This is a genomic window from Paenibacillus sp. GM2FR, from assembly GCF_002803325.1.
In the GTDB taxonomy this organism is placed as follows: Bacteria; Bacillota; Bacilli; order Paenibacillales; family Paenibacillaceae; genus Paenibacillus_AQ; species Paenibacillus_AQ lautus.
In genome coordinates, this window is record NZ_MKZM01000011.1 from 410,382 (window position 1) to 426,927 (window position 16,546).

The window sequence follows — 16,546 nt, forward strand, 5'->3', positions numbered from 1 at the left end:
CACCCAGAAAACGCCGATCATTTCACATCCGTGATAATGTTCAGCTTTACCTGATAATGCTTCCCGTTCTGCTTCAAATTTTTATTTTCAGCTATATACCCATGTATGGCCTTGTTATTGCGTTTCAGGATTATTTCCCAGGAAAACCGTTCTTCTCATTTACGGAAACGAACTGGGTTGGATTTAAGCATTTCATCAATTTTTTCAATGGGCCTTATTTTGGAAGGTTGATGCGGAACACGTTTTTACTTAGTTTCTTTATTCTGGTGTTTGGCTTTTGGGTGCCTATTTTATTCTCATTATTGGTAAACGAACTGAGAAATGGCTTCTTTAAAAAGTTTGTGCAAACAGCTAGTTACTTACCGCATTTTATTTCGAACGTCGTTGTAGCGGGTATGGTGTTGTCCTTTATCAATGTTGATGGCATCGTTAACGTTATTATCAAAATGTTTGGTGGCACAGCAATTGCGTTAAACACGGAACCGGCTTATTTCCCGGCCATTTATACCATCTCGAGCATATGGAAGTCATTCGGCTGGAGCAGTATTTTGTATCTGGCGGCCATGTCTTCCGTTGATCCTCATTTATATGAAGCAGCCAAAATGGACGGGGCCAACCGCTTTAAACAAATGCTGCATATTTCGCTGCCATCCATTCGTCCGACCATCTTTATTCTGCTTATTTTCGCGGTTGGCGGTCTGTTTTCGGCAAATACCGAGTTTATTCTGTTGATTTACAATCCAATTGTGTATGAAACAGCGGATGTTATTGGCACCTATTTGTACCGCGATGGCCTGCTTGGCGGCAATTTCAGCATGGGAACAGCAGTCGGGCTATTCATATCGATTCTTAACTTCACGCTGCTGTATATCGCAAACTCGCTAAGTCGAAAATTTGCAGATTTCGGCTTGTGGTAAGGGGGAGTATCATGGCCTTGGTCCGTAGAAAACCGAACAAGATCAAGGAAGGCTCTGTCGTGGTCGACATCATCCTTCTAGTGATTGCATTAATTCTCTGTATAATCACACTATATCCGTTTTATTTTGTCATTATCATGTCCATCAGTTCGCCTTCAGAAGTAGCGGCAATGAATGTCTTTTGGTTCCCTAAAGGCTTCAACCTCAGCTCTTATGAAGTGATTGTGAAAGATCTGAAAATGTGGTGGGCATATTCCAATACGTTGATTTACGTTGGAGTCGGTACCATATTGAACTGCTTGATGGCTGTGTTGGGGGCCTACCCGTTAACGGTGCGAAATCTAAAGGGGAGAAAATGGGTGGTCGCGTTTCTACTGATCCCTATGTATTTCGGAGGTGGCTTGATTCCTTCCTTCCTGCTGGTGAATAAACTAGGGTTGTACAATACGATGTTGGCGATCATTATACCTGGGATGGTCAGCATATGGAATATCATTTTGGTAAGAACGTTTTTCACCACCATTCCGGATGGACTAAAGGAATCCGCTTTTATCGATGGCGCTTCCCATCTGCAGCTGCTGTTTAGGATCATCATACCGATTTCCAAACCTATTCTTGCGGTTATCGCTATTTATTCGATTGTCGGCATTTGGAACAGCTGGTTCGATGCGCTCGTATATTTGCCGAATGAGAAGCTTCATCCGCTGCAAATGTATTTATACCGAGTCATCGTGCAGCAGTCCGTGGATCTGAAGATGCTCTCGATGGAGGATACCAAAAATGCGGTAGCGAACATGCTGTCCAACATTCAACTAAAATATACAATCATCGTCTTTACAACGTTACCGGTCATTTTTACGTATCCATTCTTCCAAAAGTATTTCATCAAAGGAGCGCTTCTCGGTTCTTTGAAGGAATAGATCTGAGGATAAAGCTAGCTTACATTTTTGTGAAAGCGATTACTTAATGAGATTATTCAAAAGTGCTGAAAACCACCCTTTCTGAACACGCACTTGTCTAACGAAGGAAACTGTATCAAAAGTATCTGGTAGCGTTATTACATTTTAAGGGGGAAGCTTAGAATATGAAACGTTGGAAAAGATCATTGATGTCCATCATGGTGGCAGTTCTTGTCATCGGGACCTTCACTGCATGCGGAAGCTCAGGCTCCAGTAATGGAAACGGTAATAAGGAGGAAGCTGGTGGCTCTGCTTCCGGGACAACAGCAAGCAAACTTAAATTGCTGGGTCCAACCGGTAGCAACAAATACATCAAATTCGAAGACAGAGATAAATACCCTGTATGGAAAGAAATGGAGAAGATGATCCAGGATGCCAATTTGGATCTGGAATATGAACTGGTTCCAAATGAGCAATACAATGTGGTCATCCAGACGAGAATGGCGTCAGGTTCATCTCTACCTGGTATAGTCAACATTTCGGCTTTGGATAACACGACCGTGCTGAATTTGGCAAAGCAGGGGGTTCTGCTTGATCTGAAGCCACTGATTGAGAAGTATAGCAACGGCAACATTAAAAAAATGTATGATGAAGAATTCCCTTATGCTAAGAAAACGACAACATCCCCTGACGGTAAGATGTACTGGTTCAGTAATCTGCATAAAAAAACATATCAGGACAAAGATCCGGCTCCGGTAGCCCGGACCGTGTTGATCCGCAAAGATTGGCTTGATAAGCTGAGTCTTCCGGTACCGACAAATGCTCAGGAATATTTAGAAACGTTAAAAGCGTTCAGAGATCAGGATGCGAACGGCAACGGTAATAAAGACGAAGTTCTGGTTTACGATACAGGTAAATTTGAGGACGCTATAGCTCAATGGTTCGGACTTGGTACAGACATCACAGCGGTGGATGTAGAAAATAAAAAAGTCGTTTCCCCATGGTACCAGGAAGGGATCAAGGATTACTTTCAATATATGCAGCAGCTTGTAAAAGAGGGGATCCTCGATACGAGCCTAGTTGGTGCGACCATAGAGCAAAGACAACAGAAAATGACGGAAAACAAAGTCGGTTCTGTAACCGACTACAATTTGGAAACATTTTTAGAGCCGACCATCAATGGCGGAGGAGAGTTTCTCCCATTGATGCCACTCAGTGCAGTTGACAATATTACTCCAGCCGTACAGGTCGAACCGCCATTCCTGGTATGGCAGAAATATGCAATTACGAAAGACTGCAAAGACGTGGAAGCAGCCATCAGATTTTTCGATATGATTTATTCGGACAAATATGCTGATCTTCTTTATTGGGGAATCGAAGGGCAAACTTATAAAAAGGATAGCAATGGGGCGAAAGTATTTATCAACAGTACATCGGATGCAGAAAAGGCCGAAACAGGCCAAACTGCCGGACGTCTGTTATTTGGGGATACGGTGTTCCCTCGCGTTCAATTTGCTAACCTGGAATTCGAGTTGTCCGATGTGTCTAAAGAAAAAGCCGACCATGAGATGAATATACTGAAATACAAACCATATTTCGTCAATATGAACGGTAACTATCTGGCAATTCCGGATGAAAAGCAGCTTGAAGCGAAAACAAAAATCTTAACGAACCTCAGGACTTATTCGGAAGAGCTTGCAACCAAGCTTATTCTAGGTCAAAAATCGCTCGACAATTGGGATGAATATATCTCCGAAATGAAAAAGCTAGGACTTGATGATTTAATTGCAATTGATCAGCAACTGCTTGACAGATATAACAGCATCCAGTAACGCATGCATTTGGGAAAATGGACGTTCTCTCCGACAGCAAGGGGAGTTCGCCATTTTCCCCTTCTGCTTCATGATGGAGTGGAATTCAACCTGAGGAGGGGTGCCTTTGAGACATGGAAACTTTGGAAGTGGCACGCTTAGAAAGACCTTTTTGTCTTACACCGCAATCTTGCTGATTCCAATCATCGTGTTCAGCACCTTGAATGTACAGCGGAACATCAAGGAGGAACGGCAGCAGTTACATGACAAGCACACCTCGGATGCCAACCGGATTGCAGCGGTCGTCGATAACAAAGTAAACGAGCTTAAAAATATGGGCAATCTGTTGAGCAGTGAATCATGGGTTAAGAAGATGATGCAAAATACGAATGTGTATGATAATGAGTTTGATTTGATAAGAATGCTAGAAATCCGCAAGAATTTCGAAAATTCAGTCAGCTCTTTGAACATTCTGTCTTTCGGGATGATTATGTTTCCGGAGAAAAAGCAGATTTTTTCTTCATGGGGGGCCTTTGCGGAAGATGACTTTTTCTCTAGCATCGCAGTATTTGATAACGACATACGGCGAATGATCCAAAATACGACTCTTGAGCAACAATATTTCAAGATTATGCCGCCGACAGCGGTGAAGTTGTGGGGAAACAACAAACGTGTGATCCCGATCTTTCAAAGCTTGGAGGTTGTAAATCATCCGCGGGGAGTGCTTGTTCTTTTTATTGATAGCGCTTACTTCACGGATTATATGCACCGTTTCGGAGGGATTGAATTCAAAGAAATTCTAATTACAACCCATGGAGAACCGATTTACAGCCAGACCCGGGGTGTAGCCGTGGAGGGAGGTGAGGACCGTCAAAGTTATGAGTTTGTAGTGCCTTCGAAAGAAAGCGATCTGGAATATAAAATATCCTATATTAATACTAGTGTGATCGGTATTAATAATCTCTTCAGTTCGCTGCTGGCCATTTTAATTTCTGTCGCTATTGGTACCTTAATGGCCTTTTTGTTGGCCAAAATCAGTTATCGTCCGCTGGGGGCTTTGTTGAGTAAGCTTTCTGCATCGATCCGTTATGATGACGTCAAAGACAGCACGACCTTCTATTCCGAATACAATTACATCGAAAAGTCGTTTGACCGGCTGCTCCATGAAAATGAAAAGCTTCAGCGATCGATGCAGGATTATGAAAAGGCCGCTAAATCCAACTTGTTCCATCGCCTGCTCAAAGGTTATTTTACAGATGATCAGCAGATCAATGGATTAGAAAAATTCGGCATCGGTTATAACGATGAAATGTATTATTGCACATTGCTGATCAGCTTCCACGCCATTCGCGATATCTCTAATTACGATAGCTTACGCAAAATCGAAATGATGACGATTGTGATTGTCGAAAAAGTTATGAACCGGTACGGGTTCGATTATGAACTATTTGAAGTGACCAATGCGGATAAAGCGCTGATTTTATCCTCCGAGAGCAACTTCGGGCAGGAAGGCATAATGGAGAAAGTGGCCGTCAGCATTACGGCGGAGCTCGAACAGACCTGCGGATTTCATCCTTATGTATTGTCAGGAACCGTTGAGAAAGGGCTTGTCGGTATCAGTAAATCGTATTATGCGGCCAATGAAAACCTGCAGTATATTTTGTTTTCGCGAGATCGTCTTCCCGTATCACAGGAGGAAGCTGTCCAATCCATTGTCGACTATTATTATCCGACAGATTGGGAGGTGCAGTTAATTAATAATCTGAAGATCGGGAACTTGGATACATCGATGCAAATCCTGCACGAAATCAGTACTGAAAACGGAAAACGCAATTTGTCCAAAGCAAGTATGAACAATCTGGTTTCATTGTTAATGGAAACGATGCTGAGAGTATTATATGAGCTTAACCTCGATATAGGCATTTACTCCAAACAGTTTGCTAATAGAGTTAAAGGAGAAGATATCGGGGAGATGTGGAGCTATGTATATGAATTGGGAACATTGATTTGCGAGCGGAACCGGTATTCCAACACATCATTGACAATGGAAGCAGGCAGCCAATTACTGCAGTATGTCAACGAAAATTACACCAGCGCCGACATTTCATTAAAGCAGCTCGCTGAAATATTCCAAATGTCGGTATCCAAGGTATCCAAAATCTTTAAAGAAGTTTCCGGAATCAATTTTTATGATTATTTATGCCGGCTTCGTATGGAAATGGCTAAGGAGTTGTTGAGAGAAAGAAAATGCGGCATCGATGACATCGCCCGCCGTGTAGGCTATGAAAATGTATATTCCTTCAAACGCGCATTTGCCCGTTATGAAGGCATCAAGCCGGATGAATATATGGATTCGGCGATGTGATCATATCCAATCTGAGGAGGAATCATAATGAAATTTAGGCGAATCGGAAGCTATCTTCTATCTGCATTGCTGTTGACGGGCATTCTGCCGCCCGTCGCTCAAGCTGATTCATCGCATCCGCAGTTAACATCGACCGGCAATAATGGAGATGGAGGTTACGAAATGAATGTAGCGCTAGGCAAGCCTTATACTGTCTCGGAGCCGGCGAATGATCCGTACCCCGATACGGGCGGCGAATTGACCGACGGCGTACTGGCAAGCGACGACCCTGCCGACGAGGCATGGACCGGATTCTACAAGGGTTCCAGCCGAGTCATCACGATTGACCTTGGCAGCGATCAATCGGTCTCGTCCATTCGCGCGAACTTCTTGCAGATCCCATCCGCAAAGATCCAATATCCGAACGCGGTGTCGATCTATACCTCGAAAAACGGGAAAGACTGGACGGCGCTGAAGCATGCCGGACCACCTGTGGCATTCTGGATCGGTGTTAACCCTCCCCAATACACCTTCGAATGGGACGCTGTGAAAGACGGCGTTCCGGGGGGAGGAGATAAGTCGTCGTCAGCGGTCTTCTCCCGTTATGTTAAAGTCCGGTTTACGACCAAGGATTGGGTGCTTCTTGACGAAATTCAGGTCATGGGCCAGGATGGACATATCAAAGGGGCAACGGTTCCCAATGAGAAGGAACTATATCTGCAGCCTGGCGCCCAGACCGGCGGTATCTCCAATTTGGCTCTTTTGTATAATGGACATTACAATAAGGGATTAGGGGACTGGACAACGGAGAAATTGATTCCTTATCTCGCGCATGTAGATCAGAACGGAACGCCGAGTGATTGGTTATTCGATGGCATTCTCTATTTGGGTCTCGGTTCGCCTGCTGGCCGTTCATTCGCCATGTCCTTTAACGGGTCCAATTGGGACGATTGGAAATGGTATCTGGATAAGACATTCGCCACCGACGGAGATCTGGATGCCTTGAACGTTGCAGTGGGAGAAGTAATGAAGGAGCTCGGCAAGCCCGGCGGTAAATCCACCGACAAATACCCGGTGGTTCTTATGGTTCCCTACCCGGCTGAACCACAGACTAATTTTGGAGACGTAGATGGTGACGGTATTACGGAGAACTTTAACGCCGCTCAAGTAGGTGCCGATGCTTCGCTCGCAAGCAAGAAGAAAGCGGTCGACTGGTATATCGATCAGTTGATCCAGCGCTGGGACGCGAAGGGTTACAATAATCTTAACCTTGCCGGATTATATTGGCTAAACGAAGAAGTAGCGCCGGACGGTACGAATGATGCAAAGTTGATAAAACACGCGTCTAACATCGTTCATGACAACGACTTGTTATTCTACTGGATTCCACATCTGCGTGGCTATCAATTCTTCACCTGGAAAGAATTAGGTTTTGATGCCGTGGCCTATCAGCCAAACTATTTCTTCCAAGCGGATAGTCCGCTGGATCGTGTACGGGATGCGGCTGATTGGGCTAAATCACTCGGGATGGGGATGGAGATGGAGTTCGATGAGCGTATCCTGACAGATGCCAACTTCCGGCAGAAATATTATGACTATCTTAACGGTGCTATCCAACTCGGTTATGCAAAGGATACTTTTAGAGCCTACTATCAAGGGAATGACACATTGCTCCAAGCGGCACGATCTGATGAACCGGCAGTTCGCGCCACCTATGATGACATGTATAGGCTCATAAAGGGCAAGTACAGGCCATAAATAGCCCGGGCCATTCATACCATTTTGAGTTATACACAGGCCATCCCGATTGGGACGGCCTTGCTTTATTTAATTTAATACTTCAAGAACACATCAAGCCCCTGATCGCTTATAGTCGGCCATCCTATGTGCAGTACAAGGAGACCCCACCATTAAATTTTTAAATATAGCTCTGTGTATCTCTATTTCTTGCGAACTTGTAGGTAGCAACCAGCGATAAGGCCAAGGCAAAAGCCAGCAGAATCGCCACATTTAGCATAATATCGCTTAGCCCGCTTCCTTGCTGAAGCTTGCCGAACGTATCGAGCAGCCAGTACTGCGGCAGGAAGTCGGCGATTCGCTGAATCGCTTCCGGCATCACGGAGATCGGGAATAAACACCCTGCCAGCAGCGAAGTTGGCATAATCACCATCGTCTGGATTCCGTTCGCCATCATGGTGCTGTCCGAGAATGCAACAATGACCTGCGATAAACTGACCGCGACCAGAGCGAACAGCGACAGAATCAGAAACATCTGCCATAACGGGATGCCTGGCTCGATATGAAAGAACCGGGTCAAAACAAACAAGGTGGCCGCAATCTGAATCATCATCAGAACGAGGTTCACGATGGCATTAGAGAAGACGTAGCTGCGGGCCGTAATTGGTGACGATAATAGCCTATAGTACGTACGATTCTCGCGATCCCGGATCGTCAATGCCGATAGATTCACGGCGGAGAATAACATGAACACAACCAAGTAACCGATCGTCCGGTTGGTGACATCATGATTGGCCGATTGATCCGCAACCGTAGCCGTAGACAAATGAAACGTTGAATTCTGGTAACCGCTGTATAGGTCGTTAAACGCGGCGGCATCGCCACCCGCTATCCTCCCCATGGATGAAATATTCTGGACGTATGCGTTCAGATATGACTTTACATACCCCGTAACCTGAGCTCCCTTAATCGATTCGATCCGAACCGGCTCGGGTGTCCCTAGCATTACGCCTCGCGCAAACCCCTCCGGGAAGACCAGCACCGCGTCGAGCTCACCCGACAGAATCAAGTCATCCGCTTCCGATTCCCTAATGATCGAAGTCTCGGTATGTTCTAATTGAGCCATAAAATCGATCGTATCTTGCGTGACCTTCTGTTCAACATCGTGATTCACGATGCCAATGGTGACGGAAATCACTCCGGAACCCTTGTAGATTAAAGTGGATAGCAGAATGCCGACAATAGGAAGCGCGATCACAAGCAGCAGATTTTTATAATCCTTCGACGAGGTCAATATCGTTTTACGAATGAGCCAGAGCATATCCTTCATCATTACAGCCCCTCCCTTCTTCGCATTGAAATCATGGCTACAGCTAATAGCAGGATGGAAAAACCGACGTTTAGCATCATCGCATTCATGGCTGCCGACCCGTTACCGGAATAGATCAACTGCAGCAGAGCTTCATTGGACCAATGCAGGGGAGAATACGTTGCGGCCTCCCTCATGAATCCCGTTGTGCTCGCAACCGGCGTATACCCTCCGCCAAAGAACGCAGCCAGTTGAATAATGACCATGATGACAGCCCCGGCGGCATTTCCCTTCAGCACGTAACTGATCCCGAGCCCGAGACTGAGCGCAAACAGAATCTCGCTCAACAATACTAGGAACACCATGACCGGATGATCCCCCCAGTAAGCATTGAACATATATTTGCTGATCAGCACAACGATAATGACAAATACGGCATTGATTGCGAGCGTGCCCAATATTTTTCCGACAAAAATCTCGGCTTTCGTTACCGGTGAGGCCAATAGGCGCTGCGCGGTATTTCGCTTTCGCTCACTATCGATTAATCCGCCTGCCGTCAAGGCGCTATACAGAATGATCATCGTAGTCACCGCAATCGCAAAATAATCAAGTGAACCCGGCTGCCTCGCTCCCTGAATGGAAGACTCAACCACATAGCTCTCTCCATCATTAACAAGCAGCTTGTTCTTATATTCCGGATCCATCTTCGCGGCTTCGGCTGACAGCCGGTACCGGTCGGCAAATGCGGACAGCATCGCCTGCACAATCCCGTTCTCCATACTGTTGCGGCTGTTTCCATCATACCGGATCCCTTGGCCGTCCATTTCCACGTAACCGGTGTACCGGTTGTTTCTCACTTCCTGCCCTCCGTCCATGCCTTCCCTGACTTGCTCAAAGACGATGCCCGATGAGCGCTCCGCTTCCTGCATGAATGCCTGCCATTGTTCCGTAAGCGCGGGTTCCGTTCCGCTGTTATGGTATAACACCCGGATGTCTCCAATCGCCGTACTCCCGTTAAAAGCATTCGAAAGCGCCGTCCCTAGGATCAGAATGAGCAGCACCGGGGTTGCCAGCATAAATACCAGCATCCGCGGCTCCCGGACGATCTTCATCTCCTTCAGCGCGATTCTTAGTACGTTCATGTCCTTCCACCTCCCCCTTCCCTGGTCTGTTAATCCCGGAGGCTCCTGCCGGTCAGCGTCAGGAACACCGTTTCCAAATTCGGCTCGGAGGCTTGAACGGAACGAATTTCAATGCCTTGCGCCGTGAATTGTTGAATGATTTTATTCAGGTTATTAACCTCTGCATCGGAGCTGATGTGCACGATATTTTCCTTCACTTCTACCGTTTTGACGCCTGCAATCTCCTCCAACTTACTCACTTCGAGATGGGCAGCCGATTGCACTTCAATTCCGATATCCTTTTGGTCCGTGATGATAGCCTTCAGCTGTGCCTTCGTGCCCTCCGCTATGATCTTGCCGTGATCGATAATGGCAATCCGGGTGCAGAGCTCCTCCACCTCTTCCATATAATGGCTCGTGTACAGGATCGTGCTGCCCATCTCGTTCAGCTTCCTGACCGAGTTCAGAATATAGTTCCTCGATTGGGGATCGATGCCGACGGTCGGCTCATCCATGATGATCAGCTTCGGTCTGTGGGCAATCGCGCAGGCGATATTCAGTCGTCTCTTCATGCCTCCGGAGAAGCTCTTCGGGTACATCTTGTGTTTGTCGCTAAGTCCGACGAAGGCAAGCGCCTCTTCGGCCCTGCTCCTAAGCTCCGACCCTCTCAGTCCATACAATCCGGCAAAAAAATGAACATTCTCATAGGCGGTCAGATCCTCATATATCGCGACCTCTTGTGGAACCATGCCGATCTGCTGCTTCGCGAACTTTCGATGCTTTATCAGATTCTTGCCCAGGACATGAACCTCTCCCTTGGTCATGGGCATGAGCGACGATATGATATTGATGGTTGTGCTCTTGCCTGCTCCGTTCGCGCCGAGGAAGCCGAAGATCTCGCCTTCCCGTATATTCAACGACAACTGGTCTACCGCTATGAAATCCCCAAACTTCTTCGTGAGCCCTTTGATCTCCAGCACGTTCATACGTTTTTCGCCTCCATATTCATCCACGCATCAACCGGTGGACTTGATCTGTATGTATCGTACGAAAAAAGGATGCCCTTGCGATAGTGCACAAGTTCATCCTTATCCATGAGAATCTTCATGTTGTTGAGGACCCAAATCCTCACCCTTTTGGGGAGAGGAAATTCCCTCGGCCCAATCTCCATAGTCCGCCAAATCAAGCCTACCGGGTGTTAGCTGTAAGGAATCAAAGTGGTCACCGAGAAGCCGCTGGAGCCATCTACGATCACGGTTCCATTCACGACCGCGGCGCGCTCCTCCATGCCTACGATCCCAAGACCCTTGATGACCTTCTGCATGCCCTTGCCATTGTCGCTGACCTTGGCCTTGATCATGGTACCCAGAACCTCAATATGTAACGAGACTGCCGTTGCATGAGCATATTTCATCGTGTTGGTTAACGCTTCCTGAGTGTTATCCTGAATGATTTTCCACTGCAGCGGCGTGATTCGATCGACATTACCCTCATGCGTCAATACGGTCTTGATCGAATGCTGAGCGGAGAACTCCTCCAGAAATAAACGCATCCGGTTGATGCCGAGCTGTTCCGTAGGCGGCTTCACATTCTTCAGGACCAGCCTGATGCTCTCAATGCCTTCTTTGGAGATCGAGATGGCATTCTGCAGCAGCTCGGCGGACTTGTCCGGATTCGCTGCCATCAAGCGCTTGGCCGCTTCCATCTGAATCAATGCACCCGTCATGGAATGCCCGATTTTATCATGAATCTCCTGAGACAGCCGGTTTCGCTCTTCCAGCTTGAACATGTATTCAAACTGCCGGATGTACTCATTATTTTCGCTCAGCCGCTCGGTCAGCCGATCCAGTTCAAGATGCATGTGCTCATTCTGCTCCTGATAGGATGCGACTCGGCTTACAAAAGTTCTTAGCATCGTGAGATAGATATAGGATAGAACGGATATAAAGACATAGGTAATGACAAGTTCGTGAGGCACCATAAGCGCTGGAACCAACAGGGGGACCAGGATCATCCAGCTCCTGCGAAGGTATAAAGACAGCAGCTCATACAGGTTCGCCGGAAGCAGCATGAACAACAGCGGATGGATGTAGAATGAGGAAGCCGCAACAACAAGAACAGCCAGTACCATGAAGAACGGCTGTACATTCCGGCTCTTGAAAATATAGACGGATACATTCACGGACAGGTAGAGCAGAATGACAAGGATATACCACGGCGTTATCGCAAGATCAGAGGCATAAGATTGGCCGATCACATACAGGAATAGAATCGTTTTAAAGCCGATGATCCACGATTCGGCATAATTTCGGCGTTCGCTCACTTATTCACTTCCCCCGTCAGATAAAAAATCGCAATCTGGGTTCGATGCTCAAGACCTGTCTTGCTGAGAACCGAAGTGATGTGATTGGCAATGGTGCCTTCGGAAATAAACAGCTTCTTCGAAATTTCCTTGTTGGCCAGCCCTTTGGCGATAAGCGCCATAATATCCAGTTCCCGTTCGGTGAACAGACTCCGGTCGAACTTGGTACCGCTGTCTTCCTTGTCCGGCTTCAGCCCGGATTTGATTTTATCCAGCACGACGTCCTGCAGCACATGATGGCCGTGGTACACGGTTTTGATCGCATCGCGAATCCGTTCCGGATCGTTATTCTTCAGCAGATAACCCTTGGCGCCGTTTAGGATCGCGTCGGTAATGTATTCATCGTCGTCGAAGGTCGTCAAGATCAGCGTTTTGGTCTTGGTACGCTCCGTGAGCTGTTTCGTGGCCTCAACGCCGTTTAGATTCGGCATCCGGACATCCATCAGTGCCACATCCACTTCATGGGCTTCGCAATAGGCCACCGCTTCCTGGCCGTCTTCAACCGTTGCTACCACGTCGAACTCATCAAACGTGGCCAGAATGATTTTCATGCCTTCCCTGATAAAAGAGTTATCGTCCGCTATGATCACTTTAATCTTCAACTTACGCTCACGCTCCCTTATTCAGGATTATACAGGCTGTCATCATGAAGAACGATAGTATTTTATTCACCTGAAGAAAAGGGTGACCGTCACGTTGCTAACCTTTGCCATGTCATGTACCCAGCCGCAGGGACCAACCTTCTTAAGCAAAGTAAAAAGCAGTGCGGGTGCACACCCCACACTGCCCATTCACTAGCTATTCTATTAAGAAGCGATCATCGACTTTCTTTTATCGGAAGGGCTCCCCTTCTTCAGCACCGAGGCAAGCAGCAGAACAAGGAAACCTCCGGCAATAGACCATAGTACGGCAGCATTCGCGGAAGATGCGGAAACTCCATCAAAATACATCACATCTCTTAGAGCCGAAGCAGCAAAGCGGAGCGGCGTCCACGAGTACAGCCAATCCTGCGTTGCCTGCGGCAGAAACTCCGGTGCCATATTGAGAAGCGGCATCGAGAAGAACATCAGGAGCACCAGAATCCCCATTGCCGGGATTCCCATCCAGTTGAGCAGGGTCGACTGAAGGAGGAAAAAGGCGGAACCCGCCAGCCACAGCATCAACCATACACCGCCCTCGTCCGCGAGCTCCATGCCATACCAGGAGGATGCCATCCACACCAGAAAACTGGAAGCCAGACCGGCCAGCAGCAAACCTGCAGCGCCCTGCAGCACGATCGAGGTTCCCCTGCTGCTGCCATCGGCCACTGCCTTCTGCAGCGCCTGGAACAAGAATACGCTAATGATCAGACACCCGATCCATAAAATCTGTACCAGCATGCCCGGCGCATTGCCGCTTGCATGGTTAACCCCGACAGGGTGAACAACCTCCTCATGAACCTCAAACGGGGCAAGGAGAGCCTGTGCTGTTGTTACCGGCAGCATATCCGTCTGCACGCTGATCATGGTCAGTGCCTGCTTGGAGAGCTGCGCTCCCGCCATCTTCATCGCTTGCCCGAGCATCTGTTTCACTGCAGCGGATGCCTGCGTGCTCATCCCCTCGTTCACCAGCACTTGAACCACAGCGGGCTTCGGAGCAGGCGACTGCAGCGACAAGATGCCCGCGCTTAAGTCCTCAGGCAGTACGAGGGCTCCATAATACTTCTGGCTGTCGAGCCCTTCCCGTGCCTCCGCTTCCGAATTCACGATCTCCCACTGAATGGGCATCTGCGAGTTTCCCTGCAGCATCCCCTTTATCATGTCGCCAACAGCAAGGGGTTCGCCGTTCGGTAACTCCGCTGGTTGATCCAAGACGACCAGTGCAACGGGCAGGGACTTCGGCTTCGCTCCCACGATCGATCCCATCATGGCTACGCCGAAGATTGACAGCACCAGAATGACAACCAATGCGCCGATCCACAGCGCTTTTTGTCTTAAGAAACCCATATCTACCACTCCTCGTTGTTAATGAACAAACTGTTGATTAATGATCACAGCGTTAATTATAATGAAGAGAGAAATATGTTCAATCATCAGCTTTCAGCGGAGTGTTCATTACTCATCAGTGTACGAGCCTTCTGTTGATTAAGTGTTCAAATTGTACTGGAGGGGAATTCCTTGACCAAGAAGGCGGATCGCCGGCAAATCCGGACGAATCAGCTGCTGCGGCAAACCTTGTTTGAGCTCATGGGCGAAAAAAACATAAGTGCGATTACCGTCACCGATATCGCCAATCGCGCAAATATCAACAGGGGTACCTTCTATCTGCATTATCGGGATGTGCCGGATATGCTGGATAAAATCAAAGAAGAGGTGCTTCAGAAAATTGAGAACATCGTGATCCATATCGATCCCAGGGATTCCAGAGACTATGCGGTAAAGGGGGAGCCTTATCCGGCGTCAGAACAAATATTCGAGGAGCTCATCCGGCATGCCGCCTTCTTCCGGGCCATCGTCGGCCCGAATGGTGACATATCCTTCGTTCGCCAATTCAGGGAGTTCATGAAGGAGCATATGTTTGCTAAGCATGCGTTCAGAATGCCAGCAGGCGAGAATCAAATCATTCCGAGCGATTACCTGATTGCTTATATGACCTCGGCCAATATCGGCTTAGTTATACACTGGATCGAGTCCGGCATGAATAAATCCGCAAGAGAAATGGCGATCATGATGACGCAGCTGCTCAACTACGGCCCGTTGATTACTTCAGGGATTATCCCAAAACCGTAAAGAAACGCAAAAAAGAGAAGCGGGGATCCCCTCGCTTCTCTTCGTTCTTAATGAGATCTATTCGCTTTGCTGCAAACGCTAATTGATCAATTGCTTCACTAATTCGCGATTGCGCTCCTTGAACATCTCGTTATGCGAAGAGACCATCGCGTACTTTTTGGCATCCGGTTCAATGAACTGCTTCGCGCTGTTCACCGCGTTCGCGGCATCCTGGAAGGCGCCTGCAATCAGGTGCAGCTTCCCGTCAAAATGCAGGATATCGCCGGCAGCATACAGTCCCGGTATGGAAGAATTGCAGCTTGCGTTGCCCGCGATATAGTAGTCATCCACCCGGTGAATATCAAGCTCGCTGTTCTCCAGCAGCGACATATCCCGTTCATAGCCATGGTTAATAATGACTTCGTCAACCGCCAGATAGGAAATTTCCCCTGTCGCATTATTGGTCAATTCTACCCGCTCAATTACCTCATGATTATCCGAAGCAATGAGCTTCGTAATCGATGTATTAAGTTGGCACGTGGCCGTGCTGTTCATCAGCTGCTCGACTTGGGCTTCATGGCCTGACAATTCGTCCTTGCGGTAGGCCAAGTATACCTTCTTCGCTACAGGCTCCAGCTCATTCGCCCAATCCACGGCTGAATTCCCTCCACCGGACACAATGACGGTTTTGCCCTTAAAATGCTGGAGGGACTTCACCGTATAGTTCAGATTCGAAACCTCAAACCGCTCGGCTCCTTCAATCTCCAGCTTCTGCGGATTCAGGATGCCTCCTCCAACCGCCACGATAACCGTTTTAGACAAATGCACGCCGGAGCTCGCCGTATGTAATTCGAACAGCCCTTCCTCATTGCGGGCGATCGATTCAACCTTCTCGTTCAACAGCACTTCGGGATTAAACGTCAGACCTTGCTGAACCATCTGTTCGATCAGCTTCGCGCCCGGAACGGGCGTCAGTCCGCCGACATCCCATATCATTTTCTCCGGATAGACGTGAACCTTCCCGCCAAGCATGGGTTGATATTCTATAATCTTGGTCTTCATTCCGCGCAGTCCACTATAAAAAGCAGAATATAATCCTGCTGGTCCTCCACCAATAACCGTTACATCAAATATCTCTTTCCCACTCATGCATTTCACTCCCGGTCTATAGATTAAAAGGCTGCTTGTGATCACCTTGTAACGTAAATGATTATCATTATCAATTAGTATACGTTGCCTTCAACCTTTTTACAATCAAACATTTAGAAAAAATTCATATTGTCACAATTTCGCCTATAT

Annotated in this window: 13 protein-coding genes; 6 read left to right on the forward strand and 7 right to left on the reverse strand. The window is 47.6% G+C overall.

Annotation, left to right across the window (positions count from 1 at the left end):
* The first annotated feature begins 230 nt into the window (after window positions 1-230).
* From PAEVO_RS34545 to PAEVO_RS30185, 5 genes are all read left to right on the forward strand, one after another.
* Complete coding sequence (locus tag PAEVO_RS34545; protein WP_279300491.1) at window positions 231-917, forward strand: ABC transporter permease subunit; 687 nt, start codon at window positions 231-233, stop codon at window positions 915-917.
* An 11-nt stretch (window positions 918-928) separates the two neighbouring features.
* A complete protein-coding gene (locus PAEVO_RS30170; protein WP_100541158.1) occupies window positions 929-1,837 on the forward strand; it encodes a carbohydrate ABC transporter permease in 909 nt (302 codons plus the stop codon).
* A 164-nt stretch (window positions 1,838-2,001) separates the two neighbouring features.
* Window positions 2,002-3,648, forward strand: coding sequence for an extracellular solute-binding protein (locus PAEVO_RS30175; protein ID WP_100541159.1), 1,647 nt, complete (start codon window positions 2,002-2,004; stop codon window positions 3,646-3,648).
* Window positions 3,649-3,748: 100 nt separating this feature from the next.
* On the forward strand, window positions 3,749-5,992 hold the full coding sequence (locus PAEVO_RS30180; RefSeq protein ID WP_243390992.1) for a helix-turn-helix transcriptional regulator: 2,244 nt from the start codon (window positions 3,749-3,751) through the stop codon (window positions 5,990-5,992).
* 27 nt (window positions 5,993-6,019) lie between these two features.
* Window positions 6,020-7,729 (forward strand): DUF4855 domain-containing protein, encoded by a 1,710-nt coding sequence (locus PAEVO_RS30185; RefSeq protein ID WP_100541161.1) that lies wholly within the window; start codon window positions 6,020-6,022, stop codon window positions 7,727-7,729.
* 160 nt (window positions 7,730-7,889) lie between these two features.
* Here PAEVO_RS30185 and PAEVO_RS30190 read toward each other — a convergent pair whose 3' ends face one another.
* From PAEVO_RS30190 to PAEVO_RS30220, 6 genes are all read right to left on the reverse strand, one after another.
* The gene (locus PAEVO_RS30190) at window positions 7,890-9,041 is read right to left on the reverse strand and encodes an ABC transporter permease (protein ID WP_100541162.1); all 1,152 of its coding nucleotides are present in this window, start codon (window positions 9,039-9,041) and stop codon (window positions 7,890-7,892) included.
* Window positions 9,041-10,159, reverse strand: a complete 1,119-nt coding sequence (locus PAEVO_RS30195) for an ABC transporter permease (RefSeq protein ID WP_100541163.1) — start codon at window positions 10,157-10,159, stop codon at window positions 9,041-9,043. Before PAEVO_RS30195 ends, PAEVO_RS30190 begins: the two co-directional genes overlap by 1 nt.
* A 29-nt stretch (window positions 10,160-10,188) precedes the next feature.
* Entirely contained in the window at window positions 10,189-11,124 is a 936-nt protein-coding gene (locus tag PAEVO_RS30200; protein WP_100541164.1) for an ABC transporter ATP-binding protein, read from the reverse strand.
* Window positions 11,125-11,336: 212 nt separating this feature from the next.
* Window positions 11,337-12,461, reverse strand: a complete 1,125-nt coding sequence (locus PAEVO_RS30210) for a sensor histidine kinase (protein WP_100541166.1) — start codon at window positions 12,459-12,461, stop codon at window positions 11,337-11,339.
* Entirely contained in the window at window positions 12,458-13,102 is a 645-nt protein-coding gene (locus PAEVO_RS30215) for a response regulator (protein ID WP_100541167.1), read from the reverse strand. The genes PAEVO_RS30210 and PAEVO_RS30215 overlap by 4 nt, the downstream gene beginning before the upstream one ends.
* A gap of 204 nt (window positions 13,103-13,306) precedes the next feature.
* Window positions 13,307-14,485 (reverse strand): YhgE/Pip domain-containing protein, encoded by a 1,179-nt coding sequence (locus PAEVO_RS30220; RefSeq protein ID WP_100541168.1) that lies wholly within the window; start codon window positions 14,483-14,485, stop codon window positions 13,307-13,309.
* A 171-nt stretch (window positions 14,486-14,656) separates the two neighbouring features.
* Here PAEVO_RS30220 and PAEVO_RS30225 point away from each other — a divergent pair, with 171 nt between their 5' ends.
* Window positions 14,657-15,268 carry a TetR/AcrR family transcriptional regulator gene (locus PAEVO_RS30225; protein ID WP_100541169.1) on the forward strand — a complete coding sequence of 204 codons (612 nt, stop codon included), beginning with the start codon at window positions 14,657-14,659 and terminating at the stop codon, window positions 15,266-15,268.
* Window positions 15,269-15,346: 78 nt separating this feature from the next.
* Here PAEVO_RS30225 and PAEVO_RS30230 read toward each other — a convergent pair whose 3' ends face one another.
* A complete protein-coding gene (locus tag PAEVO_RS30230) occupies window positions 15,347-16,396 on the reverse strand; it encodes an NAD(P)/FAD-dependent oxidoreductase (RefSeq protein ID WP_100541170.1) in 1,050 nt (349 codons plus the stop codon).
* Between the last annotated feature and the right edge of the window lie 150 nt (window positions 16,397-16,546).